The organism is Sphingobacterium anhuiense, from assembly GCF_042686355.1.
GTDB lineage: Bacteria > Bacteroidota > Bacteroidia > Sphingobacteriales > Sphingobacteriaceae > Sphingobacterium > Sphingobacterium anhuiense.
In genome coordinates this window covers 1,313,287-1,339,271 of the sequence record NZ_JBHUPE010000004.1, presented here as the reverse complement: position 1 = coordinate 1,339,271, position 25,985 = coordinate 1,313,287, and the positions used below count along the sequence as shown (strand labels likewise).

At 37.2% G+C, this 25,985-nt stretch carries 20 protein-coding genes; 15 read left to right on the top strand and 5 right to left on the bottom strand.

What is annotated here, in order from left to right; genetic code table 11:
* Positions 1–284 precede the first annotated feature (284 nt).
* The gene (locus ACFS6I_RS11390) at positions 285–641 is read left to right on the top strand and encodes a response regulator (protein WP_380920591.1); all 357 of its coding nucleotides are present in this window, start codon (positions 285–287) and stop codon (positions 639–641) included.
* Positions 642–1,005: 364 nt separating this feature from the next.
* On the opposite strand, the gene ACFS6I_RS11385 is transcribed toward ACFS6I_RS11390, so the two are convergent.
* The gene (locus tag ACFS6I_RS11385) at positions 1,006–1,611 is read right to left on the bottom strand and encodes an RNA polymerase sigma factor (protein WP_380920589.1); all 606 of its coding nucleotides are present in this window, start codon (positions 1,609–1,611) and stop codon (positions 1,006–1,008) included.
* A 206-nt stretch (positions 1,612–1,817) separates the two neighbouring features.
* On the opposite strand from ACFS6I_RS11385, the gene ACFS6I_RS11380 reads away from it, so the two are divergent.
* The 5 genes from ACFS6I_RS11380 (at position 1,818) to ACFS6I_RS11360 (ending at position 11,190) form a co-directional block, all read left to right on the top strand.
* Entirely contained in the window at positions 1,818–2,840 is a 1,023-nt protein-coding gene (locus tag ACFS6I_RS11380; protein ID WP_380920587.1) for a FecR family protein, read from the top strand.
* Positions 2,841–2,864: 24 nt separating this feature from the next.
* Positions 2,865–6,170 (top strand): SusC/RagA family TonB-linked outer membrane protein, encoded by a 3,306-nt coding sequence (locus ACFS6I_RS11375; protein ID WP_380920585.1) that lies wholly within the window; start codon positions 2,865–2,867, stop codon positions 6,168–6,170.
* A 78-nt stretch (positions 6,171–6,248) separates the two neighbouring features.
* Positions 6,249–7,892 carry a RagB/SusD family nutrient uptake outer membrane protein gene (locus ACFS6I_RS11370; protein WP_380920583.1) on the top strand — a complete coding sequence of 548 codons (1,644 nt, stop codon included), beginning with the start codon at positions 6,249–6,251 and terminating at the stop codon, positions 7,890–7,892.
* Between the two features lie 23 nt (positions 7,893–7,915).
* Positions 7,916–10,627, top strand: coding sequence for a GH116 family glycosyl hydrolase (locus tag ACFS6I_RS11365; protein WP_380920581.1), 2,712 nt, complete (start codon positions 7,916–7,918; stop codon positions 10,625–10,627).
* Positions 10,624–11,190: an RbsD/FucU domain-containing protein gene (locus ACFS6I_RS11360; protein ID WP_380920579.1), complete on the top strand. Its 567-nt coding sequence runs from the start codon at positions 10,624–10,626 to the stop codon at positions 11,188–11,190. The genes ACFS6I_RS11365 and ACFS6I_RS11360 overlap by 4 nt, the downstream gene beginning before the upstream one ends.
* 148 nt (positions 11,191–11,338) lie before the next feature.
* Here the strand turns inward: ACFS6I_RS11360 and ACFS6I_RS11355 are convergent, their stop codons facing one another.
* Both ACFS6I_RS11355 and ACFS6I_RS11350 read right to left on the bottom strand, forming a co-directional pair.
* Positions 11,339–12,010, bottom strand: a complete 672-nt coding sequence (locus ACFS6I_RS11355; protein WP_380920577.1) for a DUF6624 domain-containing protein — start codon at positions 12,008–12,010, stop codon at positions 11,339–11,341.
* A 143-nt stretch (positions 12,011–12,153) separates the two neighbouring features.
* On the bottom strand, positions 12,154–12,765 hold the full coding sequence (locus ACFS6I_RS11350) for a hypothetical protein (protein ID WP_380920575.1): 612 nt from the start codon (positions 12,763–12,765) through the stop codon (positions 12,154–12,156).
* Positions 12,766–12,974: 209 nt separating this feature from the next.
* Here ACFS6I_RS11350 and ACFS6I_RS11345 point away from each other — a divergent pair, with 209 nt between their 5' ends.
* Complete coding sequence (locus ACFS6I_RS11345) at positions 12,975–13,451, top strand: hypothetical protein (protein ID WP_021191123.1); 477 nt, start codon at positions 12,975–12,977, stop codon at positions 13,449–13,451.
* Between the two features lie 151 nt (positions 13,452–13,602).
* On the opposite strand, the gene ACFS6I_RS11340 is transcribed toward ACFS6I_RS11345, so the two are convergent.
* Positions 13,603–14,151: a hypothetical protein gene (locus tag ACFS6I_RS11340; RefSeq protein ID WP_380920572.1), complete on the bottom strand. Its 549-nt coding sequence runs from the start codon at positions 14,149–14,151 to the stop codon at positions 13,603–13,605.
* Positions 14,152–14,524: 373 nt separating this feature from the next.
* On the opposite strand from ACFS6I_RS11340, the gene ACFS6I_RS11335 reads away from it, so the two are divergent.
* Both ACFS6I_RS11335 and eptA read left to right on the top strand, forming a co-directional pair.
* Positions 14,525–15,352, top strand: a complete 828-nt coding sequence (locus ACFS6I_RS11335) for a phosphatase PAP2 family protein (RefSeq protein WP_380920570.1) — start codon at positions 14,525–14,527, stop codon at positions 15,350–15,352.
* Entirely contained in the window at positions 15,333–16,859 is a 1,527-nt protein-coding gene (eptA, locus tag ACFS6I_RS11330) for a phosphoethanolamine--lipid A transferase EptA (RefSeq protein ID WP_380920568.1), read from the top strand. The genes ACFS6I_RS11335 and eptA overlap by 20 nt, the downstream gene beginning before the upstream one ends.
* Positions 16,860–16,939: 80 nt before the next feature.
* Here eptA and ACFS6I_RS11325 read toward each other — a convergent pair whose 3' ends face one another.
* Positions 16,940–17,149 carry a methyltransferase type 11 gene (locus tag ACFS6I_RS11325; protein ID WP_380920566.1) on the bottom strand — a complete coding sequence of 70 codons (210 nt, stop codon included), beginning with the start codon at positions 17,147–17,149 and terminating at the stop codon, positions 16,940–16,942.
* Positions 17,150–17,382: 233 nt separating this feature from the next.
* Between ACFS6I_RS11325 and ACFS6I_RS11320 the strand changes: the two genes are divergently transcribed.
* From ACFS6I_RS11320 to ACFS6I_RS11295, 6 genes are all read left to right on the top strand, one after another.
* Positions 17,383–18,420 (top strand): sensor histidine kinase, encoded by a 1,038-nt coding sequence (locus ACFS6I_RS11320; protein ID WP_380920564.1) that lies wholly within the window; start codon positions 17,383–17,385, stop codon positions 18,418–18,420.
* The gene (locus ACFS6I_RS11315; protein WP_380920562.1) at positions 18,417–19,178 is read left to right on the top strand and encodes a LytR/AlgR family response regulator transcription factor; all 762 of its coding nucleotides are present in this window, start codon (positions 18,417–18,419) and stop codon (positions 19,176–19,178) included. The genes ACFS6I_RS11320 and ACFS6I_RS11315 overlap by 4 nt, the downstream gene beginning before the upstream one ends.
* Positions 19,179–19,352: 174 nt before the next feature.
* Positions 19,353–20,387 carry a DUF6268 family outer membrane beta-barrel protein gene (locus ACFS6I_RS11310; RefSeq protein WP_380920560.1) on the top strand — a complete coding sequence of 345 codons (1,035 nt, stop codon included), beginning with the start codon at positions 19,353–19,355 and terminating at the stop codon, positions 20,385–20,387.
* 154 nt (positions 20,388–20,541) lie between these two features.
* On the top strand, positions 20,542–21,159 hold the full coding sequence (locus ACFS6I_RS11305) for an RNA polymerase sigma factor (RefSeq protein ID WP_380920558.1): 618 nt from the start codon (positions 20,542–20,544) through the stop codon (positions 21,157–21,159).
* Between the two features lie 65 nt (positions 21,160–21,224).
* A complete protein-coding gene (locus tag ACFS6I_RS11300; RefSeq protein WP_380920556.1) occupies positions 21,225–22,199 on the top strand; it encodes a FecR family protein in 975 nt (324 codons plus the stop codon).
* 126 nt (positions 22,200–22,325) lie between these two features.
* Positions 22,326–25,973 carry a SusC/RagA family TonB-linked outer membrane protein gene (locus ACFS6I_RS11295; protein ID WP_380920554.1) on the top strand — a complete coding sequence of 1,216 codons (3,648 nt, stop codon included), beginning with the start codon at positions 22,326–22,328 and terminating at the stop codon, positions 25,971–25,973.
* Positions 25,974–25,985 lie beyond the last annotated feature (12 nt).

Sequence of the window (25,985 nt, the reverse complement as noted above, 5' to 3'; positions counted from 1 at the left end):
AAATTATCGACTAGGCACTTCCGGCTTTAACTATACCGTTTCTATGAGGTAAATAGATTTGATTGTATACACATGTTACTTGATAGTAGAATGCGTAATGTTATATAGCTATAACAGACCTTTTTAAAATTATCCTACTATTGTATTTTAACTGAATTTTTGTGATAAAAATTTAACTATATATTTTATTGATTGTCAATTTTTTATCATGTTAAAAAGGTGTTGAGGAGGATTTTAGAATATTAATTTTATATCTATATATTTGTGTCAAAATTGGTGGAAATATGAAAAAAAAGGTTGTGCTTATTCAGGATGATGAAGATATCCTTGAAATCATGGATGAAGTTTTGACAGATGAAGGCTTTGATGTTACTTCATCATTAACAACCGAACCCATTGAAAATATCGACAAAATCGAACCCGATGTTGTGGTCGTAGATGAGCATATTCGGGGAGGGAAGAAAGGTACGGAAGTGATAGAAGAGTTAAAAAGTGATCCAGAAACAGAGGATTTATCGGCCGTTCTTACTTCAACATCATATGATTTGCCTCAAACAGCAAAAGATTGTAAAGCTGATGACTATATTGAAAAACCGTTTGATCTGGATCACATGGTTGATGTTGTCAAAAATAATTCTTAACGGCGGAAAATTTAAAGTTTGTTCCTGACATCATTTTATATATAGCTGGTTTGAGCGTTTTTTATTGTAAACATATTAATCTTTTGAAATTTAAATAAGTTCAAATGGCTTATAATGGAAAAAAGGAGATGCAAATAGTATCTCCTTTTTTTATTTCAGGGTATACTCCAAAATGAAAGGTTTTTATCCTTTTTCTATCAAAATAACTTTCCTTATTCTTATTTCTTTAATCTTGTCTTGTTGTTTAGCTTGTGGACGTTAGGTAAAATTTTACTGCTAATAAATGGGCAAGGGATGCGATTTTAAAATCTATATAAACCTTTCACGTTTTTTTAATAATATCAATTCATCGAATTTTAGTAAATCATTTTACGATCTGAAAGTACAATACAATAAGGGAAAAAAGGGAATTTCCCATATGACCAAGTTGTGCTCTTAATGATTGTATAGCTCTTTGGTGTAGCTTATAAGTACCTTTTATTGAAATTCCAAAAATTTCGGAAATTTCTTCAAATGAAAGCTGTTTCACATATTTTAGGTACAGCATTTCCTTTTGTTTTGAGGTAAGGTGACGGAAAGCGTCTTTCAACTGTTTATGAATTTCCAATCGTTCTTCTTCACGAATAATGGTAGATTCTATAGGTAAATCCAATTGAAATGAATAATGTTCTTCGTCAATAGGCTCATGTAGGTACTGTTTGGAGTCACGCTGACTATTTAGCAAAAGGTTGCGCAAGGCCCGGTGCAGATAACTTCGTGGTTGCTTAATATCCTGAAGTGACTTTCTGTTTTCCCATAATTTAAAAAACAGATTCTGGATGATATCTTTAATTACCTCATGATTGTCTGTAAAGCGTAAACCATACAGAAATAAACTGTTGAAATAATTCTCATAGATCACTTTAAAAGATGTACGGTTTCCCGCACAGAAATTATTCCACTCTTGATTATCGTGTTCTAGTAGTTTCATTAAAAATAGATGCTTAAGCTTCTTTTATCAGCCAACCAAATATAAGAATTTATATGATTTCGATCTGTTTTCTGATGTGTTGAATTATTTTTGCTTGATAATCAGTGTGATATGTTATTTTTAATGATTGGGTGGGGTAAAGTTTGAGATCTTGTGTCTTTTAATAGTACGATGTACAAATATTGAGAAGAACCTAAATGACTTAAATGAAACTACCTGAAGAAGATGAGCTTTTGCATGATTTGTATGAAAATCAGGAATTCTGTAAACTATTAGCACGTTCCGAATTTGTCGAACAAGATGAATGGGAGCAATGGTTTGCCGAACGGCTAGCGTATAGACCTGTTTCTTACTTAGCTAGAACTTTGTATGAGCTGCACTATTTTGAGCAATTCGTGTTTAATGGCGATGCGTATGCATCAGAGGTTTGGTCGGCCGTTGATGACTTTGTTGAATATTTGGATTCACCCGTTTCTCGACCTTCATTCTTGAAGCGGATAGTTAGCAGTTGGATTCCATATGCAGCGATGATCTTCGCTATACTATCGCTTGCGCTATGGTTCAATATGCCTTTGGATTATAAATCTGTTGCTACTGTAGCAATCGTTTCTGCAAATGACCAACGTTCAGTATCTCTTCCGGATGGTAGTCGGGTCATCTTAAATAAGGGTAGTCAGATTAAATATCGCGAAGATGAACAGGGTAGACATCTTGAGCTTGAGGGAGAAGCTTATCTACATGTTGCAAAAAAATTAAAGGATAAAGTTCGGGTACCATTTACAGTTAAAGGAGATGGATTTGAAGTGAAAGTTCTTGGAACGCGTTTCAACATGATCAATAATAAACATGTCAAGTTAATTGCTCTGGATGAAGGTCGTGTATCAGTTAATCAGTTTGATAAAAAGGTCATCATGGCACCTGGACAAGTGGTCAAAAGTGAAGGAAATGAATTGAAATTGGTGCCGATTAAAGCGGTTCTTATGAATGCTTGGCATACGGGCGTGTTGCAATTGAATAATACGAGCCTGCATGAAATTGTAACCTGGTTAGAAATCACGCAAGGTGTACATATTGTAAATAACCTACCAAAGGAAGTACAGGGCTTCACGATGAGCGGCGAGATTGATGTTCGGGACCAGGAAAATCTTTACCGCTCTATAAGCGGTATTTATAACATTGAAATTGTTAAGGAAAATGACCAAATAATCTTTAAAAAAAATAATCAATAAAACCATAAATCTCAAAATCAAATTATGAACCGCAACTGGACCAAACAATTCGTCTTGATGTGGCCTGGCCTTCTTGTGCTTAGTCCGCATACAGCCCGTGCTGCAGGCATGTTTAGTGAAACGAATATAATCGTCATCAGTGAACAGCTTAATAATAGCGGCAAAGTCAGTACGATGAAGTTAGATGAGCTTTTATCCCTGATTTCAAAACGGGAAAAAATCTATTTTGTATATGCTGATCAGGTGCTTAAAAATCAATCAATAGAAAATTTTGACAGTGCTTCAATAAGATTGAAAGATCTTCATATTTTATTAGCTCGCATAAATCTGAAAGCTGAAAAAATATCTAGCAATCAGTATATAATAGCGTCAAAAGCAACATCCAAACGACATATTGTCAATAAAGAGGTTGAGTTGCTTAAAACGTCACAAGAGAAGAAGGTAAAGGGCGTGGTGAAAGATGGTATAGGAGGCACACTTGCTGGTGTAACGATTAAGAAAATTGATAGTGAAGTTGTGACGCATTCGGATGAATCGGGGACATTTGAAATTAATGCTGTTGATGGTGACAAATTGCAGATTAGTTTCATCGGTTATGAAACACAGGTGGTGACGATTCCTCAGAGTGGAAATGTGACGATTACATTACAGAGCGTTGTTAATAATCTGGATGAAGTTGTTGTTGTGGGATATGGAACACAGAAGAAATCGGATCTTACTGGATCGGTTGGTGTGGTAAATGTTGGAAAAGCATTAAAAACTAAACCCGTCACGAATGTTCAGGAGTTGTTGGCTGGAACTATCCCGGGGCTCAATATAAGTAAAGGAAGTGGAGCAGTCGGTAGTGGTGCTACCATTAATATTCGGGGGACATCCACTATTGGAGGAAGTTCTGGTGCATTGATTTTGATTGATGGTGTGCCAGGAAATATCAATACGCTCAATCCTAATGATATCGAAAGTGTTTCTGTATTGAAAGACGCCGCTTCGGCGTCGATATATGGTTCTCGCGCTGCAAATGGGGTGATCCTGATTACGACCAAAAGTGGTCAGGAGATGGATAAATTAAGGATAGAACTGAATAGTTCAGTAGGTATACAATCGCCACAATTTCAGATTGATTTTGTAGGCTCGGAAGATTTTATGAAGCTGTGGGATCAAGCTTTGGCTAATGATGGTAAGACACCTCTTTATGGCCAGAAAGGATTGGAAGATCTTAAAAATGGAAAATATGCAGATGTAAAATGGTACGAAGAGATTTATAAACGTAATACTTTGATCACCAATAACTATCTGGCTTTTTCCGGGAATACAGAAAAAATGAAATATAGATTTTCGGCATCGCACGATTATCAGAATGGGACGCTACCGAAAAATAATTACAACCGTGTGATCCTTAAGCCCGATATGACATTTAAACTTTCGGATAAATTAACTGCGCGAGCTAATATTCAATATACAGAAACTTATATCAATACACCCCAGGGAGGGGTTGAATCCTGGCAGAGTCAAGCTACGCGTATAGCACCGATTAATTTTATCAAAAATTCATTTGGTCAGTATGGAACAGGTTCTGCTATTGCGAATAATCCAATTGCGGGTGTACAGGAAGCTGGTTATAATAAACAAAAGTATAAGGAGCTGATGGGCATTTTTGAGGTGGTATTTAGACCGATTCAAGATCTCGAGTTTAAAGGGAATTTTTCACGTTATACCTATGATAATTGGAGTAAAGATCGGGTCTTGACTTATAATCTTTACAATGATAAGGGGGAGGTCGCTTCTGTGCAGAATAGAACAACAGGCTTGACGGAAGGAGTGAGTAATAACTACCGAAATATGCTCCAATTTACAGTAGATTATAACAAGAAAGTTGGTGATCATTCCATCAAATTGTTAGGTGGATTCTCACAGGAATATTTTAATACATCAGACTTTTCCGCATTTAGAGAGAATCTCCCTTTTGGAGAAGTCGATGTGCTTAACAGTGGTAGTCAAATAAATATGAGATCTGCTGGACAGGCTAAAGATGTAGCCATTCAATCGTTATTTGGACGTTTAAATTATGATTATAAAGGTCGCTATCTTTTGCAGGCAAATATAAGAGGTGATGGTTCATCACGATTTGCAAAAGGTTATCGTTGGGGTATTTTTCCCTCTTTTTCAGCCGGATGGAATATCCATCAGGAAGATTTTTTTCATTGGGATTTAATTTCCTCTTTAAAATTAAGAGGTTCTTGGGGAATATTGGGTGATGCAGAAAAGGTGGGTAACTATGCAACTGCAGCTGTGTTGGCCTATGAGCCTGCGATGTACGGGTTTAACGGTTTGGTTGTTCCGGGGGCATGGAACAATGTGTCGATCAATCCCAATATCAGTTGGGAAGAATCGAAACAGACTAATTTTGGTCTGGATCTGGGAATCGCCAAGACAATCAATTTCAGTATTGATTATTTTATAAATAATAGGGATAAGATCTTGTATGCTCCTCCAGTACCTTCAGAATTTGGTTTAACAGGACCGTTAGACAACCTGTTGAAACTGAAGAGCTCTGGTTTAGAAGTTTTGGTTGGTTACAAAGATCAAAAAAATGATTGGAACTGGGCCGTGGACTTCAATACTTCTTTTTCCAACAATAAAGTCAGGGATCTAGCAGGAACAGGACCTTGGATTGGTTCCTCAACCTATACCGAGGTCGGGCATACCTTCAATCTTCCTTATGGATATCAAGCTATCGGACTATTTCAATCTGAAGATGAAATTCAGAACAGCGCATCGCAGGGAACAAATGTTTTTCCAGGGAACATCCGTTATCAAGATCAAAATCATGATGGCGTAATCAATGGGGAGGATCGTGTGATTTTGCGGGACAAGCCCAGTATTCGATTTGGTATGAATATCAGTTTGGGATGGAGAAATCTGGATATGATGACTAATTTTTATGGAACACTACAAAATGTACGTTACATCAGCGGTTATGAAGGCTGGGCATTTTTTCTAACACAGAATGCAAGACCTATGCATCTGGATAATTGGACAACAACGAATACCGATGCGAGTTATCCAAGATTGTCCTTACAAAATACTTCTAACGATCAGCAGTATTCTGACTATTGGTTAAGAAAGGCCGACTATCTCAAGATTCAGAATGTGCAGGTGGGATATACGTTTCCGAAACGTCTCATGGATAATTGGAAACTAAACGGACTTCGGGTATTTCTGTCGGGACAGAATCTGGCAACGATCACTGCATATCCTGGCTTTGATCCAGAAGGAAGTTATTATCCTCTATCCAGAACGTTTTCATTTGGTGTTAATCTTAACTTTTAAAAAAGCATGAAATGTTTGTCGGTATAATAGGGAAAAAGTACTGCAGGCTATTTCATTGTCTTTAAAAAATATATTATCATGAAATTCAATTTTATAAGCAAAATATTAATCTGTGCTTCTATTACAATGCTTTTTAGCAGCTGTGAAAAGTTTTTGGATAGAGATCCATTATCTGAGGCTGCAGAAAAAAACTTTTGGAAAACAGAAAATGATGCCTTGGTGGGGCTTAATGCAGTATATACAGCATTACCTGGAGAACGGGACTTCTGGCGTGATTGTCAAAGCGATAACTCTGTTATGACCAATGCTTGGGGTGAAGGTGGCCTCGGGTATATCAGTATGGGTAATCATAATGCGGCGACTGCTTACGTTCAGGAGGAGTGGAGATATGATGATATTCGGAAATGTGTTTATTATTTGCAACAGTTAAGTAAAATGTCTTTTACGCAAGATCTAAAAAATAGACTTGAAGCGGAGGCTCGGTTTATTTTAGCATTGCGTTATTTTAGAATGGTACAACATTACGGTAGTATCCCATTGATCAAAGATAAACCGATCAATCTTGATGAAAGTGCATTACCGCGGACAGATAAAAACCTGGTGTTGGACTATGCTCTTGAAAATGTGGTTTATGCTATCGATCATTTACCGGAACATCATACCGGAGCAAACTTGGGAAGAATAAACAAGGGGGCAGCCTACATGTTAAAAGCAAATATCTATTTACATAAAGCCAGTATCAAACAATATCATGAAGGAGCTGCAGATCCACAGTTGTGGAAACAGGCCTATGAGGCGGCATCCGAAGTTTTAAAAATGGGATATGGTTTAGTCGACGATTATGCGGAGGTGTTTAAGCAGGCCAACAATCTCAATACGACTGAAGTAATCTTGGCAAGACAGTACGTGGAAGATAAAATAACCCATATGTTACCAGTACTGGCTTCTCCGGCAGGAACGGGGATAACAGGAAACGGTTGGGCAAGTTTTTGTCCGACCCGCGAACTGGTTGATTCTTATCTCTGTACCGATGGTAAAGACATTCGCAGTTCCAATTTATATGATCCGGCAAAACCTTGGGAAAACAGGGATAAAAGATTGAAAAAAACATTTATGTTACCTGGTGAACATGTATTGCGTCCAAATGGCAAATATGCAGCTTACCAACCTCACCCAGCTTACAATATGGGTGAAAAAATCAACAGTGAGGGCGGGGGAATTACGGGGTATATGTACCTGAAGTTTAACGAACCGGAGTATGTTAAAACAGATGCTGGTTTTGCCAATTGGCCTATTTATCGCTATGCTGAAACCCTACTGATCATTGCTGAGTCATTGAATGAGTTTAAACCTGGTGATCTGCAGATCAAAACCATGATTGATCAGATTAGAAAGAGGGCAGGCCTACCTTTGTTAAGCAATAGTGATTTGTCAGATCAGGCTGTTATGCGTAAATTGATTCGGGAAGAAAGACGGCATGAGTTTGTTGCAGAACATAAGCGATATTTTGACATATTACGCTGGAAAATTGCGGAAGATGTACTGAATAAAAATGCAGAAGGTATCAACAGTAATCAGAATGATCTGATCGGTGACTGGACTAAACCGAGATTTCTTGCCCAAAACCGAAAATTTGAAAAGATTAAACATTACCTATGGCCAGTCCCACAGAGTTCAATTGACAAAAATAAAAACCTACTGCCTCAGAACCCAGGATGGTAATCAGGCATGATAAACCGTAAATAATGAACAGAAGAAATTTTTTTAGGAATTCAAGTTTAATCAGCTTGGGTGTTTTGGTGACACAATTTCCGGCATGGTCCCGCAGCATTTTTGCATGGGAACAACCCATTCATAATATTGAAACCGATAAGGCTATAGATCCCCAATGGCTTGCTTCACTATATGAGCGTGGAGAAAAAATCAAGTACTTTAAAAGTAAAAATGAGCTCAAATATATCGGTATGCCTATTGGAGGACTTCATACTGGTACTGTCTATATCGGGGGAGACGGCCGGTTGTGGCTGTGGCAGATTTACAACGAATCTTACGATGGTATGAAGGAAGGTGTAGAACCGAAAATAGTGCTATGGAACAATGGTAAAGAACAGGTTCGGATTCGTCCAAGAGATGGTTCTGCTTATATTGAGCCGGCTATTGCAGATAATCTACGCGTACTGGAACAGGGATTTGCAATCTCTGTTTATTATAAGGGTAAGCAGTTGATAAAAGAGCTCCGCGAAAACCATTGGGACGAAATTGTATTTGAACCCTCGTACCCGACGTGTACAGTAACTTACAGTAGTGCTGATTTTCCGGTTGATGTAAAGCTTACGGCTTATTCTCCTTTTATTCCGTTGGATATCGAAAATTCTTCACTGCCTATGACTACGCTGCATGTTGAAGTCGTTAATAAAACTGATCAACCATTGGATGTACTGATTAGTGGCTGGCTAGAAAATGGGGTTCATAAGAATAGAAAAGACTTTTCATCGGTCCGTAAAGTGTCGGTTTCTAAAGATCTTATTGATGGGAAAGCGTTATTTTTCGAATGTCAACAGGTTTCGGAAAAAGACCTTATAGCCAGTGATTATGGCTCTATGGCAATATCCTGCCAGCACAGTGATGCGATTGCTGTAGCACAAATTAAAGAATGGCCTATAAACCCTGCTGATCTAATCAGTGAAGCAGGGTCTAGCAATATCGGTTTTAATGAGTTGCAGGTGGGGAGTCTTACTGTTAAAAGAAAGATACCTGCTGCTACAAAGGTTAAAATCTCTTATGCGATAAGTTGGCATTTTAACAATGTTCATCCTAAGCTGAAGGAAAGAATTAAAGATGCTCAAAACGGTTATTGGTACGGAACAAAGTTTAGTAATGCTTATCATGTACTGGAGTATTATAATCAGGAGAGAAATAAACTGGACGAAAACACATTATTATGGGCTGATACGTGGAATGACTCGACGCTTCCGTACTGGTTCCTGGACCGCACTTTTGTTAATATCGGAACTTTGGCTACAGCCAATACGTATCGGTTCGCAACGGGCCGTTTTTGGGGCTGGGAAGGTATCGGTGCTTGTGCAGGAACCTGTACACACGTCTGGCAGTACGGACAGGCCATGGGACGTATATTTCCTGAGCTGGAGCGTAATCTGCGTGAGGTCACGGATCTAGACATTGCCTTTAAACCAGAGACTGGGGCGATTATTTTTAGAGCCGAATATGAAAGCCGTCCTGCTATAGATGGGCAGGCAGGTGTTGTACTTCGTTTTTACCGGGATCATCAGATGTCTAGAGACAATGTTTTTTTGAAGAGAAATTGGGCTAATTTAAAAAAAGCGATCCAGTTTATTATTGATCAAGACAAGAACGGCGACGGTATGACCGATACACCTATGGAAAATACGCTCGATGCGGTCTGGGAAGGTGAGATATCATGGATTGTAGGTCTTTGTCTGGCTGCTGTACAAGCTGGAGGGGCAATGGCTACGGAAATGGGAGATAGGAATTTTGCAAAATTGTGCTACGATTATGTCAAGAAAGGCTCCGTGAATATGGATAAAGAACTCTTTAATGGTGATTATTATATTCATCGTCCCAATACAGAATCTGGCCGTAAAAATCTGGGTTCTTACAACACTTGCCATATTGATCAGGTGTATGGACAGGCATGGACTTTTCAATTGGGGATGCCCCGTATCAATGATCAAAAACAGACATTAGCGGCTTTACGTGCTTTATGGAAGTACAATTTTACAATGGATGTAGGTCCTTATATCAAAACGCATTTGAATGGTCGTCCCTATGCTCTTGCCGGAGAGGGTGGTATGGTGATGAATACCAATCCTAAAAATGAAGCGAAGGCTTATGGCGAAAATGAAACCTGGCAATTGGGTTATTTTCATGAATGTATGAGCGGATTTGAACATCAGGTAGCCGCGCATATGATGGCAGAAGGTATGGTGGAGGAGAGCTTAGTTTTGACCCGGGTCATTCATGACCGTTACCATGCTGCAAAGCGGAATCCATTTAATGAAATAGAATGTAGTGATCATTATGCCCGTGCCATGGCAAGCTATGGTACATTTGTGAATGCTTGTGGATATGCGTATCATGGTCCTAATAAATACTTGGCTTTTGCACCGAAGGTATTGCCAGAAAAGTTCAAAAGCCCTTTCACAACAGCAGAGGCATGGGGAAGTTATGAACAGATTCAACAAGATACTGAACAGACAAGTCAGCTGTCTGTGGCTTATGGAAATTTACAGTTGCAGAAGTTTTCGATAGGTAAGGTCAGAGATGAGCCTGTGCAAAAGGATCGACTAAAAGCAGTTCTAAATAATAAACCCTTAAAATTGTCGAGAGTAGAGGATGGTTCGGATAAATTAACGGTAACATTTCAGAAGGAGCTGCAACTGAACAAAGGGGATTTACTTCAGATTACCTGGTCATGATAAGAAGATTGAGAAATATAATGGTATTGCTGCTGATACTTTCTTTAGTCGCTTGTCAACCCGCCAGTGTTCAGCAAAAGGGAAGTGTAAACAATAAGGATTGGCAACAAAGGTTGGAAGAGCAGCTGCCTTTGTTGGGACATCGGAACTGGATTTTGATTGTTGATAAGGCCTACCCAGCACCTAATAATTCGGATATTCTGATGATCAATACGGGAGCAGAAATGATGGATGTGTTGCGCGAAATGGACAGTATATTTCAGGTGCAGGCTCATATCAAACCGATTATCTATCAGGATGCAGAACTCAATTATCTGGATGAGGGTTTAGTAAAAGGGATAGATAAGTATAAAAATGAGGTTAAAACTCTCTGGAGTAAATATACCGTTCAAGATATTCCACACGAAGCAATATTCAAAAAAGTAGATGAGGCATCAAAACTGTTTAAAGTGGTTGTTCTTAAGACGGAATCATTACAACCTTACACCTCGGTATTTATAGAGCTTGACTGTGGCTACTGGGATGCTAAACGGGAGGACTCATTAAGGTCACGTATTCGCTAAATATTTAAGTTTTTTTTTGTCTATTAATAATTCTAAAGACTTAATTCATAAAAGCCACTTCTTTATAAAGAAGTGGCTTTTGTGTGCTCAACTGAACTTAATCTTATTAGGAAAAATGCAGTTCTTCATGAACGTGAGGATTTTGTGGTTACTGTTTCATTATTTTTATAGCTTCTTTTATCTTAGGTAAATCCGTATTGTACTTTTCTATATTCCATCCAGGTACATATTCTACCATGGGTGGAAGTCCCATAGCAGCTCTTCTTTTGTCAAGATTATTAATGTCCATAATTGGATAAATAAAATTTTTCTTAGTCTTTTTGTCGGTGAATCCCTGACTTCCGTACGGCTGTTCTTGGCCTTTTCGGACGGCAATTCTATCTTTTAAGATGGCCAAATTACTCGAAAAAGTTTTACCGTTCTTTTCAGCCTCCTCGACTATTGGTAGATACTTTTCCTGAGTAGCCAAATTTGCATGCTGAATAACTAAAAACAGACCTTGACTGGCAAACATACCAATGTCCTGTGGTCCCATCCAGCCATCATGATCAAGTATTTTTGTAACTGTTATCAGATTGAGCGAATCGGCAATTCGAATATTATTGGATGCAATGGCTAATTCATTTTTATCGGCACCATTTCTAGCAAGTTGTATATACTGTTTTCGATATTCTTGATCTTTAAAGAAGATCGAATCCAATTCCAATGCTACCTCTTTTTTGAATTTGGTGCTGTCAATGTCAAATGAAGTCACCTGTGCAAACAAATCTGAAGACCCTAAAATGTAACTCGCTACAAGGAATATTATTTTTTTGTCCATATATATGTTTGTTTTAATTGATCATAGGACCTTCTTAAACATTTACGTTTGGAAATTGATCGCTTCAATTTATGCATTGCTGTCAAATATGATATTTTTATGGATGATTTTTATACCATAAGTCAATAGTTCGAAGTACTGATTTAGGACTCAATCTGAAGTGCAAGTATTGTTTTTCCATTATTTGATTTATAGACTAAAATGCTGGAAAGAACTAAATCTGCTATATCATGCCCCCATATTCCGTATTTACCATCTGTTTCATTTCGATTGTACATGGTCGTTCTTTTCTCTAATGGAACCGTTTTCACCGTAGCACTATTTTCTTCTTCCTCATAGAGGATGTAATATTGTTTACTGATTGCAAGTAATAATTGTTCTCTCGTAAAATCCTTTTCTGATGTTATCGTGAACTTATATTCCTTGTTTAAGGGATAGTCTATAAGTATTTCTACTGAAGTGTTGTTCAGTACAATTTCATCCTTATTATGAAGATTAGCCATGTCAGCTTCGGGTTTTTCTAATTGTATCCAAGGAATGAAACCATCTTCATAATCATTTACATTATCTGTTTTTACTTGAAAATCAATCGTGTAAATCAGCTCTCCAAGTGTTGAATAATCTTTGTTTAATGATAACTGTTCTTTTTTCTCTATGATTTCTGCTGGATCTTTAGAGTTAATTGCATGATGTCCATGACAACCAAAGAATACAAAAAGTGAAATAATATAAAGCAGGTTCTTATAGCTAAACATGTTATTTGATATATTTTAGGTATTATAAGCTATATAAATATAGGAATTGATTTCTTTAAAAATCACAAGACCATGAAATTAAGTTTGTAATTGTAGGAGAATTAAAAGCAGTAGCTTGTCAATAGTTGTATTTAAAGTAAAGCGTTAACTTCAAAGTTTTCTCTTGAACAATATGGTGATTTTAATTGTTAATACTTTAAAGTATAATTATGGAAGAAGATAAATTAAATATGGACACCCGTATTATCGCTTATGATAAGCATTATGGGTTTGTTGAAAATCCGAATGATTTCAACTTTGAATATAATCCTCATCGTCTCATTGTCAAAAATTATGCTTTGAGAAAGAATGATAGAAAAGCGTATGAGAGTTATCTGACCACTTTTTTTCCGGAACTGGCCGCGATCGAATTAAAAAATTTTGATACAGAAGTTAATTACATCAGACAATTTGACAATGAGGAGCTTGCTGCCTGGTTGGCTAGCAATGATATCCAAGTCGTAGAATCTGATATTAGTTGTTCAGATCCTGATGCAATCTTTAAAATGGTTTATGTTCCAGAGTCTGAAAGCCCCACTTCATATGTTGTTAAGGAGGAAGATTTTATACTGAATAGAATATTGCCAGGAGACCTCATTAAGGAACCGAATAAAACATGGATTAACATCAAAAAACCAAAATTCTAATTTTTTATAATACATTAAAACATCTTCTTTATGGGGTATATTTGAAAACTGAATTAAATTAATCGCTTTTAAAATATACCCCATACCTAAATACGAGAGGATTGTACATTGCATGTCATGATCCCGGTTAATTCAGATGAATAAACATCATTTAATCCCACTTCACATTCAGGTTATTTTCGGTTGCAAATTCTTTTCCGAGCGCTACTAAAGAGTTTAATCTTTTTTCAAACTCAGCATTGTATTTTTGTTCTATTGAATTTGCTATTTGATCTTTTTGCTCTTGAGGTGCTTTGGTATCACAAAGCTGCGCATAAGCAGTATATTCATTTTTATATACCGGCAATACAAATTCATATAGGGCAATGGCTTGTTTTTTAATTTCTTCTCTATCATCACTATTGGCAGATAGTGCATTTAAATCCTTAAGGACTTTTTCCAAATAAAGAATCTTATTTTTTATAATATCTGTCGCTTCATTTCCGTTCTTTTTGCTGGAAGGGATATCTGCATATTCAATTGTATTATCATTAAGTTCTTTTGTTAGTCTCGGTGTTCCAAAATCGGAGATCATGTTACTATTTAAGATAGCAACACCAAAGAATTTATCTGGTGTCTCCGCACAGGATTGTAATAGGATAGAAAATGTTAAAAGGAGGGTGCATACCTTAGCAAATAATGATTTAAAAGTACTCTTCACGTAATTATTTTTTTAGTTTTTTAATGAATTATCTGTTTTAAAACAGAATCGACCTGATAAATCAAAAACTGAGCCATCTAATACTATAATTTATAATGATGAGGATACCCTGTTTATTATAAGTGCTTTTCATTTTGAAATATAATTCGACCAGTTATAATTGGAAAAATATTTAACGGTGTGAATGAGCTGAGATTGTCATTTGAGATGCTCACGATATTTCGCAACGTTATTTTAAATGTTGATTAGGACAGTGATCTTTTTTCTATAAACTTGACAGGTTGATAAAAATTTAAATTATTTTTTCGGAATAGGAGACAAATTCTAAATTTCTTCTAAATCTCGCCATTGCTTTGCTACAAATAAATGCAAGATGAACCAATATGTTATTACTAACTGTATCAAGCTCAAATACGCTTTACTTATTACACCTTTGTTTTTTTTAACAGCAATAATTTTATTTCTGTATTTAAAGAATGCCTTGCAAGTTGATCAATACATTCTTATTCAGAGCGATTTTTTCTATTTTTTGAATGCAACGTTGTCGCAGTTTTCCACTGTTATAGTTAACCTTACTCAACTTGGAGATGAAATCGTTGTTTTGTCCTTATTAAGTATTTTTGTGCTTTATGTTCCTAAGTTATGGGAGGCTTTAATTTCTTCTTCACTAGTTTCCTGCATATTTACTAGTTCATTAAAAAAAATATTTGCTGTACCACGACCCGCTGCAGTATTTGATCCACATTCTTTCGTTATTATCGGCAAAACACTCAATGGGCATAATAGTTTACCTTCTGGCCATTCGGTAACGATTTTTACTATACTGACGGTATTATTATTTGCTTTTATGCCCAAGAATTTAAATTATAAAATACTGTGGTATTTATTTATTATGGGGATGGGATTGATTCTCGTATTAACAAGGGTCGGCGTAGGAGCGCATTATCCGCTTGATACAATCATTGGAGGTATTATTGGGTATGTTTCGGGACTATTAGGTATTTTTATCAATAAAAAATATCCGATATGGACATGGGTTAATCAGAAAAAATATTATCCAATTTTTATGCTATTTTTTTTGATTTGTAGCATGTCAATTATCAGTAAAATAATGGATGAAAATCTGTTTATTCTTTATGTTGCACTTGCTAGTTTAATTATCTCCCTATACAAAATCATTTATGTTTACAATAAAAAATAATTTAAAAATAGCTCATTTTGCTATACTTATGAGTATACTGAATTTTATATTCTTTCATTATGCATTTTTTACCTTCGTTTTCAATCATATAGATTATGATAGTGTAAACAGTGTGATACTCATCACGAGTTTAATTATTCTTATGTTGGTGCTTAACGCCTTTGTTTTTTACCTGATCTGTTCTATATCGCGTTATGTTGGAAAGTTTTTACTGATCTTATTCTTTAATATAAATGCTATTTCAGTTTACTTTGTGAATACTTATGGTATTATCATCGATAAAACGATGATTGGTAATATACTCAATACGAACTATGCTGAATCAAGTAGTTTCTTTTCAATGAAACTGATTTTTTATATAATAGTACTGGGGGTTATTCCGAGTTTTTTCATTTTTCTAACTAACATTATCACTGTAACATGGAAGAAATTTGCAGTTACTTCCTTGTTAACTCTCCTGTTTATTTTTACGCTGGTTCTTGCAAATGCTAGCAACTGGCTGTGGATTGATAAAAACTCAAAAGTGTTGGGAGCATTAGCAATGCCCTGGTCTTATTCGGTTAATACAGCTCTTTTTTACAGTGATAGACATAAGAGTAATGAAAAGGAGATTTTATTGCCAGATGCTAGATTAAAAGATCATCATAAATCTATAGTTGTTTTAGTCATCGGTGAATCAGCAAGGAGAGAAAATTTTTCACTATATGGCTATAAAAAAAATACCAATCCTTCGCTTTCAAAAGTGTCCAATTTATTTCATTTTGATGCGAACTCAACAGCAACGTATACCACTGCAGGTGTAAAATCTATTTTAGAGCATACCAATACAGATAAGTTATATGAGATCTTGCCTAATTATTTATATCGAAATCAGGTTGATGTCATTTGGAGGACTTCTAATTGGGGTGAACCACCCGTGCATATTAAAGAGTATCAAAATAGAGAGGTTTTATTAGCAAATTGTAAAGGAGAAGGATGCAATTACGATGAGTTGCTCCTTACAGGGCTTAAAGAACAGATTTTATCCAGTAAAAGAGATAAAGTATTGATCATACTGCATACCAGTACTAGTCATGGACCTACTTATAGCACCAAATATCCAGCTCATTTTGAAACTTTTAAACCGGTATGTAACAGTGTAGATTTAGGGAAATGTTCACAAGCGGAACTGATCAATGCATATGATAACACCATAGTCTATACAGATTATATGCTAGCTAAGGTCATTGAAGATTTAAAACAGTTAGCGAACTATCATAGTGCCATGATATTTGTTTCAGATCATGGAGAGTCTTTAGGAGAAAAAAATCTATACATGCATGGTGTACCGATGAGTATTGCTCCTAAACAACAGTATGAGATACCTTTTATTGTTTGGGTATCTGATGGTTCTAGACAGGTTAAATCGAATAAAATGCTTTCTCAGAATCATGTTTTTCATAGTATTCTGAATTTTTTAAGTGTAGAGAGCCCTATCTATAAGGATAGCATGAGTATTTTTAATTAGGTGTTGGATATTGATTTGTTTCAATAGGATCTATAGCATAGGTTGTTTTTGATTTTTTAACCATCTTATTTTTTTAACCTTTAAAATAATACTTCGCAAGTATAGCCCATTCTTTCAAGACAAAAAATAACCTTGTGATTTGCTATTTCAAAATTCTCAATCCGCAAGATATTGTCGCAGTCATCAAGATCGAAATTGATTTTATACTCCGGATTTTCGTTGGAAAGAATGACAGCTAGAAGTTTTGCTTCTTTTTTGTTTGTTACATTTGTTTTAAATATCTGTACCATAATTATTGCATATTTTGATAACCAAATATAAAATATTACGTTCTTTTTTTGATGTGAAAAAATGCAGAAACGGACAAATTGAGGGTTGAAACGTTGACGGTTCACGGCCGAATATGAGCGCCTCGCATAAATAATTGATTTATCGCACAGATATAATTGTATTTTTGAACTAAGCAAAAGTGAGAAGAAAGCAATCAAATTTTAATAAATCTAAAAGCTAAAAAAAAGTTAAAATGTCATTATATCGGTTACCCCTAAAAGGTCTTATTCGTCTAAATATAATCATCAGTATCTTAATTGCTACACTGATCATGATTTTTTTGGTGGCCGTTAAACATGATACCACCGACATTTTATACCGATTTATTCAAGGGATTGTTTTTAATTTCTCCGTTAGCTTTGGTAATCTTTTGTTGATTAGAACTTTACTTTTTAGAAATAAAAAACAGATCAAATTTGGACGGGCCTTATTTTATATGTCGAGCTATCTTTGGACTATCATATCGTGGAACTTAGTCATAGGTCTCTATTTTTTGTTAACTGGGAATGGCTGGGAGGGTGCCGGTGGAGAATTGCGGGCTTACGTAATGGCTTATCTCGCTATTTTTCTTTTTAACACGATTGTTCTTTTGATTCAAAACCTGTTTATCTTTCAGTACCGAAGTTCATTGGATGCGATCGAGAAATTGCAATTACAAGCCAATGTTAGTGAAGCGACTAATCTACTATTAAGACAGCAGATACAACCTCATTTTTTATTCAATGCATTGGCTACTGTTAAATCATTGTATAAGGAAGATACTAAAGTAGGAGAAACATACCTGGTGCATTTAGCAACTTTTCTACGTTCTTCTATTACAAACCCAAAAGCGCAACTGGCCTTTGTGGCAGATGAAATTGCATTTAGTCTCAGCTATCTGCATATGCAAAAAATAAGGTTTGGAACTTCTTTAATTTATGAGATCAATATTTCGGACCAGATCCGCAAATCTTTATACTTACCTTATTTTTCATTACAGCCCTTAATCGAAAATGCTTTAAAGCATAACGATTTTACAGAAGATAGTCCAATTATGATCAGAATTTTTACTTCTGATGGTTTTGTTATTGTTTCTAATAATATGCAAGCACATGGACAAAGGGAGGCATCAACAGGAAATGGCCTGTTCAACATTAAAGAACGGTACCGATTACTAGGTGATGAACAAGGGATGAAGATAACTGCAGATGGGAAATTTTTCAATGTACATTTAAAATTGTTGCAGCCATGAAGATCGTTATTATAGAAGATGAAAGAATTACAGCTAAGGATCTGGAACAGACATTAATAGAAATTGATCCGGATATAGAGATTGTGGCGGTGATCAGATCTGTAAAGGAAGGCCTTACGTATTTTAGTCACCAACCCAACCCCGCGTTGATATTCAGCGATATCCGCTTGGGGGATGGATTGAGTTTTGAAATTTTGAAACAGATTAAAGTCCCTGTTATATTTTGCACGGCCTATGACGAGTATGCGCTGCATGCCTTTCAGGTAAATGGTATCGGCTATGTGCTGAAGCCGTTTACTGAAGAGTCTGTAGCTGCTGCATTGACCAAATACAATGAACTGACCCGAGCAAATGAAACCGAAATCGGTCGGCAGTATGAAAAAATGAAGGATATATTTGAGACCGTGAGACCAAAAATCTCATCCTTGCTCATCCACTATAAAGATACAGTCATACCAATCCGAATTTCTGATATCGCGTTGTTTTGTCTTAAAAATGAAGTGCTGACGCTTTATACTTTTGATCATAAAAGATATTATCCGAATATGAGTCTCGATGAATTAGAGGAATTACTTGGAGATCTATTTTTCCGTGCAAATAGACAATACCTGATCGCCAGATCGGCTATAGTGCATGCTTCCAGTTTGTTGTCTCGCAAGATGTCGATTCATGTCTCGATCAAGCATGATGATATTATCACCATAAGCAGGGAAAAATCACCTCAATTTTTAAAATGGCTGCAGGCTAGTCCTGTATAATTATAGATAGGAATTTAGAAACTGATTTGGCAAGAAAATTCATCTTCACTTTTGATTGCCTTAATACTTAATTTGAACGCTTCACCTGCAAACTCCTCCCTTTTTTTTTAGCCTTGGAATATCTTCGCATCGGTAAACTTAGTTTAAAGTGACCGATTTCTAAGCAAAAAAAAAATGATGTTCAAAATTTCTTTATCCCTTCTGGTTTCGTTTCTATTTCTGACAGATCTTTTCGCTCAGGATATGCGAAGTACGGACCAAGCAACTCTATCAGATTCTCTAAAAGGAATTGCGATGGCAGAGCATGCCGCATTAATGTATCCAAAATTACGCCAGTTTACCATCACCCATGAAGAAAATGCATTTGGCCAAATAACCTCTGCTATGCATGGAACTAGGATTTTTGAAGGAAAATTTCGAACCTCCCGAACATATATCAATATGAATGTCCCGATTATGCAACGTGCCAATGATAATTTGATAGGGAGCTTGGGTGTTATCCATCAATTTTATGATTTGCATGATGTTAGAAATTATGATGCAACACATGTGGTATATGATCAAAGAACTTACATCCCGATGATGTCTGCTGCGCTGACCTATATGCATAAAGATTCACTTTTTGGCAGACCGGTCAATTATATGGCCCATTTAAGTGGAATATTTGATCCTTCGATGTCTAGGGCACAACTTACATTCACAGGAATGGCGAATTTTGTTTTACGCCAAACAGCCAATTCGAGGTTGACGGTAGGTGCTGTTCTGGTTTTAGATCCCGCAAGTCCTGTTCCTTTCTTTTTGATGCTGAATTATTTTAGAAGATTTGAAAATTTAAATATGGATTTGATGATTGATCTTCCATATCGATTGGCTTTGCGAAAAGCAGTGAAAGAGCGTACTTCCTTTACCTTCTTTAATGAACTGCAGGGCAGTAATTCTTTCTTTAAATTTTCTGACCAACAAACGACATTGACCAATGACTATACGTTCTCAAATCTAGAAATAAAATCGGGATTGATGGCCGAATATCGCTTGACTAAAAAAGCTGTTGTCAGTCTGAGTACCGGTGTTAACTATGCGGTCAACTCCAGGATAAGGGAGGGAAGAGCTAAGCCTAACGATTATTTCATCAAAAACAAACATCAAGCAGTACCTTTTGTGCAGGTTGGTATCTCTTTGCTTCCTTTCTGGAAAGGCGTAGGTTTATAAGTATTATTGATCGTCCATCGTGATCATGCTTGTCCTTTTATGGGAAAAGGCCTTGAGGAGTTTCCATTATCCTGAGGCTATTCCCATAAGCGTATCGTAAGGTTGATGGTAAATTAATATTGGCGTAATATCTTCGACCTATCTTTGTCAGGTCATGTCTACCCAAACCAAGAAGGAAATCCTTTATTTGTCTCGATTTAAAAATGGAGATCCACGAGCTTTTACCTTTTTTTTTGATTCTTACTGGGAAGAGTTATATACAGTAGCTTACCGACATTTGCAGGATGAAGCGATTTCAAAAGATATTGTTCAGGAAGTATTTATTCAGATCTGGGAAAAACGCCATCTGCTTAAGGAGGATTACGAATCGTTAAAACCTTATTTTTTTAAGGCAATAAAGAATAGGATCTTAAATCATTATGCAACAGAGAAAGTACGCGAAAACATCATGGAAAAGATGTTGTACCGGATGGATAAGTTTACAGCCTTGAGCGATAATACACATGCGCAATACCAGGAACTAGAAAATATAGTAGATCGCTCTGTAGCCAGGTTACCCAAAACCATGCAGGCTGTATATCTTTTGAGAAATGATAATTACTCCATTCAACAGATTGCTCAAAAACTGAGTATTGCAGAGCAGACGGTAAAAAATCATCTGTATGAAGCAAAGAAAATATTGAAGCAAGATCTGACGCAACGATTCGCCGACCATGATGATATTTTACTCGTTTTAGCGAGCACCTATCTATTTCATAATTTCTTAACCTAAAGAAAACAGTTTCTTAAAGTATTTTGAACCTCTTCACCTGTAGTAAGTAAAACAACAGCACACAAGTGAATTTAGAAGAGTTTAAAAATATATTACTGCGTTATCTTGAAGATAAACTGTCTGAAGAGGAAAAAAATACCGTGGATAGCTGGTATGATGAGGTGTCTTCTGGTACAGCAGATCCGTTTACAGATGAACAGCATAAAGCCATAGTAAAGGAAGCGATATTCGCGGCATTTCCTCCAGCCATTCAAGCAACTAAAAAACAGGCGCGCGTAGTACGGCTCCGTTGGATTTCTATTGCGGCTTCAGTTTTGATTTTCGGTATTTCAGGTTTGTTAATCTATCAAAGGTCGCAGCCCTCCCGTCAAGATGCTACGACAGCTGCAATTGCGTTCACACAGATTTCGACGCGCCCAGGTGAACAAATGGAGTTGCAACTTCCAGATCATTCCACTATAACGTTAAATGGAAATACTCAGGTTCGCTATCATGAACAGGAATATCTGCAAAGCCGAAAAATTTACTTGGATAAAGGAGAAGCCTTTTTTAATGTGCAGCGCGATACGATACATCCATTTTCTATCGAAACGGGAGCCTTGACTATTGCCGTGCTCGGTACTTACTTTAATGTCAACAATTCGGAACAATCAAAAAATATTACGATAGATGTTAAAACTGGGCGCGTACAAGTTGGTAGCAAAATAAATCCATCATTGCATATACTTACAGCTGGTAAGAGTTTACAGTATGATAAAGGTCAGGAAAACTATAAACTTTATCATACCAATGCAGATAATGCCGATATCTGGACACGTGGAGGTATTTTAATGTCTGGCGCTAATTTTCAGGAATTGCAGGAACTTATTTACAATCGCTATGGCTTGATCTTAAGGAGTGACAGCCTGGATACAGGTCGTTTTAGCTATTCGCTGCTTTTACCGCAGGTAAAATCGGTCGATCAGCTTCTTCATATGATCTGTCATATTCATCAAATTAATTTTAGGAGGGAAGGAAATGAAATAATACTACATCACTAAACTTAAAACAGTTAAAGTTGGGAAACGGGGGGAGTTTCTCAATAGAAAAGTGCTCATCTGGCAAACCGCAAAATCGACCAGTGAGCACCCTTAATTCATGTTAATGATAAACATTAATGCAAATATATGTATAAAATTACGAAGCTCAGCACATTGGCTGCTGCATTAGCTTTCAGCTCATTTGTATCTATCTCTGAAGTTACAGCAACTTCAATTCATGCCCATAATAGGCAAGTTAAATCAGAAGGAATCAATATCCATCTAAAAGCAGGTAATGCTTCGCAGGCGCTCATGTTTCTGTCGCAGCAAACTGGTCTCGGTATCGGTTATGACAAGCAAGTTTTACAATTGGAGAAAGTCCTGGTAAAAGAACGTACTTTTCAAAATGCAAGTTTTGAAGAAGTGTTGCGCTATATTTTGAGAAATACCAATATCCAGTCAAAAAAGGTAAACGGTGCTGTTGTTTTGGTGACTGAAGAAGTGCAGCAGACCTTTAATCTGCGTCTGCATGTCAGCGATAATGCACGCAAGCCAATTGCTGGAGCATCTATTAAAATTAGATCTAACGGTCAAAGTGTGCTGACCAATGCTAAGGGAGATGCTCAATTGAAAGTTTCTGCGGGTACTTATAACCTCTTGGTTAGCCATATTTCTTATGGAACCAAGGAAATAAGTGAGCTAAAGATAGATGCCAATTCTGCTGGGGTACAGTCTGTCATTTTAGAAGAAAATAAAAATGAACTGGGAGAAGTGGTCGTCACAGCTCTGGGAATCAAACGACAGGACCGTTCACTTGGGTATGCTGTAGGTACTGTAAAGGGGGAAGATCTCAATCGGGTGAACAATGATAATTTTATGATTGCGATGGCAGGAAAAGTTCCGGGGGTAGCGATCAGTGCCACAGGTCCTACGGGTTCTTCGGTGAGTATGGTGATTCGTGGTGCTTCATCCCTTAGTAGTGACAATCAGCCTCTGTTTGTCGTTGATGGCGTACCGATAATGAATCAACTCAATAACATCGGCCAAATCGGTGATGATAATAAAGTCGATTACGGCAATGCGATTTCCAATATCAACCCAGAAGATATTGAAAACATATCTGTTTTAAAGGGACCCAGTGCCGCGGCTCTGTATGGATCGCGAGCTGGTAATGGCGTTGTTTTGATCACCACCAAGAGCGGTAAGAATGCGGAGAAAATGACGATAAATGTAACCAGCAATACCGTATTCGATATTCCGTATCATTACATTGACTTGCATAACAAATTTGCAAGTGGTACGATGCCCTGGAAACCCGGAGATCTTGCAGGCGATCTGAAGATTGAAGAGGAATCCAGTTATACGGTGGGACCTGCTTTGGATAAAGGGTATAAGGCGATCCAATGGAATAGTCCCCGTGATGCCGATGGAAATCAGATCCCGACAGAACTAAAGTCTTACCCGAATAATATTAAAAATTTCGTACAGACTGGAATAACGAGTACCAATGGCATTTCATTGGCTAATCGCAGTGAGCGACTCGATTACCGTTTTTCTTATTCTAATATGAACAATAGGGGTATTGTACCTAACGCAGATTTGTTTAGAAATACGTTAAATATCAATGCAACGATGCGTCTACGGGATAATCTTTCATTGGGAATGTCTCTGGATGCGAGTCGAAACAATTCAAATAATCGCCCGGCTACCAATCGTGGAACAAATCCTTTGCAAGCGGCATATGAAGTTGCACCTCACATCAATATCTTGGATCTGAAAGATTATTGGATGCCTGGACAGGAAGGGTTACAGCAACGCTCGCAGTCAATTGGAAATTTTAATAACCCTTATTTTTTAGCCTATGGTGTCAATAATGGCTTTGTGCGCGATCGCGTATTCGGAAATTTACGTCTGGATTGGAACATTCGGAAGGATTGGAATATGATGGTGCGCTATGCGACAGATGTGTACTGGGAGAATCGGGAGACTAAAATACCCTATAGCTATACCAATGAACCACGAGGTGCCTATGGTATTGTCAATCTGATGAATATGGAACAGAATATTGATTTTCTGACTACTTATAATAAAAAGGTAGGCGACTTTCATGCAACAGGATCGCTTGGTGGTAATCTCCGTTATTCTAAATCAAATTCGGTACAAAATGCCTCTAAGAATGGTGCTGGCCTAACCACTCCTGGTTTGTACAGTCTTTCCAATATCAGTCCGCTGAACTTGGATTTTGCAAGTAGTCTTTCAGAGCGTGCTGTCAATAGCATTTATGGGTTGATCAATCTTAGTTATCGGGATATGGTATACCTGGATTTGACAGGTCGAAATGATTGGTCAAGTACTTTACCCGCCGCCAACCGTTCTTACTTCTATCCGTCGGCATCCCTGAGCGTATTGGCCGACCGTGTTTTTACGTTGCCAAAGGCTGTGAGTCTCTTCAAGTTGCGGGGTGGTATCGCTCGTGTAGGAAATGATACCGGAAGCTACAATTTGTTTAATGTGCTGAGTAATCCCGGAAGCTGGGGTGATGTGTTGCGTATCACACGTTCTGGAAAGCTTCTTTTACCCAATCTTAAGCCAGAACAGGCCACTTCTTACGAGGTTGGTGCTGATATCGGAATCTGGAAAAACAGATTAAAATTTGAAGGAACCTACTACACGCTAGACAATAAAAATCAGATCATTTCTACGACATTACCGAGCTCGAGCGGATTTAGTTCGAGAAATATTAATGCCGGACTACTGAGTAGTAAGGGGATAGAACTGGGGTTGTCTGGACGTCCCATTGAAAAGGAAAACTGGACTTGGGATTTGGGTGCTAACTGGTCACGTAATCGCACACGTATCAATGAGCTCTCGGAGGGTGTTGAATTTCATACTTTCTGGACAGATGGTCGAGGTGGAGCACGTACCTATGTAGGGGAAGAGATAGGTGATCTGTACGACTCTAAACTCGTGACTGTTGAAGATCCATCATCTCCCTATAACGGTTATCCTATTTTAGATAAAAATGGTTCTTGGCAGGCTGTACGTATTAATAATAGCCGTAATAAGATCGGCAATTTTAATCCTGATTTTAGTATGGGTATTCAGTCCTCACTGCGTTATAAAAAATGGACAATGCACCTTGCCGCTGATCTGCGTTTCGGAGGTAAATTTATGTCTCAAACTTACCGATATTTTGAATCGAACCTCACTACACAACGGTTTTTGGATCAGTTGATCAATCCAAATGGACTGACAGGAGAGTCATTACGGAATTATTTGATTGAAAATGATCTGGTCCGCGTACAAGGCAATCGTTATCCTATTGTTAGAGGGCCAGGTGATGAATATGGGGGCTATCCTGTCAGTGTAGGTGGAAATGTTGGAAATTTCGGCGTATTCAATCCAGGAGTTATTGCTGAATACGATGCTCAGGGTAATATCAAAGGATATAAGGAGAATCTCGGAGGTGAGGGGACAAAGTATATCGCTTACTCAGATAATTATCCTTGGGATTTTATGAATGCAGCCACATTTGACGCATCATTTATCAAATTAAGAGAATTGTCCTTCAGTTATGATTTGAAAGGAAAATGGCTTACCCGTATGGGCATCGATGGTGGAAGTGTGGGGGTCTATACGCGTAATTTACTATTATGGACAAAGGCTAAAGTCGGAATTGATCCAGAAATGGCTTTTCAATCTGAAGTAGGAGTCGGTTTTAAGCAGGGGATAGAGCGTTACAACGTGACTCCTTGGGCTATGCCTATCGGATTTAAAGTTAATATCACATTTTAATATAAAGCCAAC

Excerpts from the sequence above, each read along its gene's own strand:
- ACFS6I_RS11390 (WP_380920591.1), top strand. The coding sequence starts at position 285 with ATGAAAAAAAAGGTTGTGCTTATTCAGGATGATGAAGATATCCTTGAA.
- ACFS6I_RS11385 (WP_380920589.1), bottom strand. The coding sequence starts at position 1,611 with ATGAAACTACTAGAACACGATAATCAAGAGTGGAATAATTTCTGTGCG.
- ACFS6I_RS11380 (WP_380920587.1), top strand. The coding sequence starts at position 1,818 with ATGAAACTACCTGAAGAAGATGAGCTTTTGCATGATTTGTATGAAAAT.
- ACFS6I_RS11375 (WP_380920585.1), top strand. The coding sequence starts at position 2,865 with ATGAACCGCAACTGGACCAAACAATTCGTCTTGATGTGGCCTGGCCTT.
- ACFS6I_RS11370 (WP_380920583.1), top strand. The coding sequence starts at position 6,249 with ATGAAATTCAATTTTATAAGCAAAATATTAATCTGTGCTTCTATTACA.
- ACFS6I_RS11365 (WP_380920581.1), top strand. The coding sequence starts at position 7,916 with ATGAACAGAAGAAATTTTTTTAGGAATTCAAGTTTAATCAGCTTGGGT.
- ACFS6I_RS11360 (WP_380920579.1), top strand. The coding sequence starts at position 10,624 with ATGATAAGAAGATTGAGAAATATAATGGTATTGCTGCTGATACTTTCT.
- ACFS6I_RS11355 (WP_380920577.1), bottom strand. The coding sequence starts at position 12,010 with ATGGACAAAAAAATAATATTCCTTGTAGCGAGTTACATTTTAGGGTCT.
- ACFS6I_RS11350 (WP_380920575.1), bottom strand. The coding sequence starts at position 12,765 with ATGTTTAGCTATAAGAACCTGCTTTATATTATTTCACTTTTTGTATTC.
- ACFS6I_RS11345 (WP_021191123.1), top strand. The coding sequence starts at position 12,975 with ATGGAAGAAGATAAATTAAATATGGACACCCGTATTATCGCTTATGAT.
- ACFS6I_RS11335 (WP_380920570.1), top strand. The coding sequence starts at position 14,525 with ATGAACCAATATGTTATTACTAACTGTATCAAGCTCAAATACGCTTTA.
- eptA (WP_380920568.1), top strand. The coding sequence starts at position 15,333 with ATGTTTACAATAAAAAATAATTTAAAAATAGCTCATTTTGCTATACTT.
- ACFS6I_RS11325 (WP_380920566.1), bottom strand. The coding sequence starts at position 17,149 with ATGGTACAGATATTTAAAACAAATGTAACAAACAAAAAAGAAGCAAAA.
- ACFS6I_RS11320 (WP_380920564.1), top strand. The coding sequence starts at position 17,383 with ATGTCATTATATCGGTTACCCCTAAAAGGTCTTATTCGTCTAAATATA.
- ACFS6I_RS11315 (WP_380920562.1), top strand. The coding sequence starts at position 18,417 with ATGAAGATCGTTATTATAGAAGATGAAAGAATTACAGCTAAGGATCTG.
- ACFS6I_RS11310 (WP_380920560.1), top strand. The coding sequence starts at position 19,353 with ATGATGTTCAAAATTTCTTTATCCCTTCTGGTTTCGTTTCTATTTCTG.
- ACFS6I_RS11305 (WP_380920558.1), top strand. The coding sequence starts at position 20,542 with ATGTCTACCCAAACCAAGAAGGAAATCCTTTATTTGTCTCGATTTAAA.
- ACFS6I_RS11295 (WP_380920554.1), top strand. The coding sequence starts at position 22,326 with ATGTATAAAATTACGAAGCTCAGCACATTGGCTGCTGCATTAGCTTTC.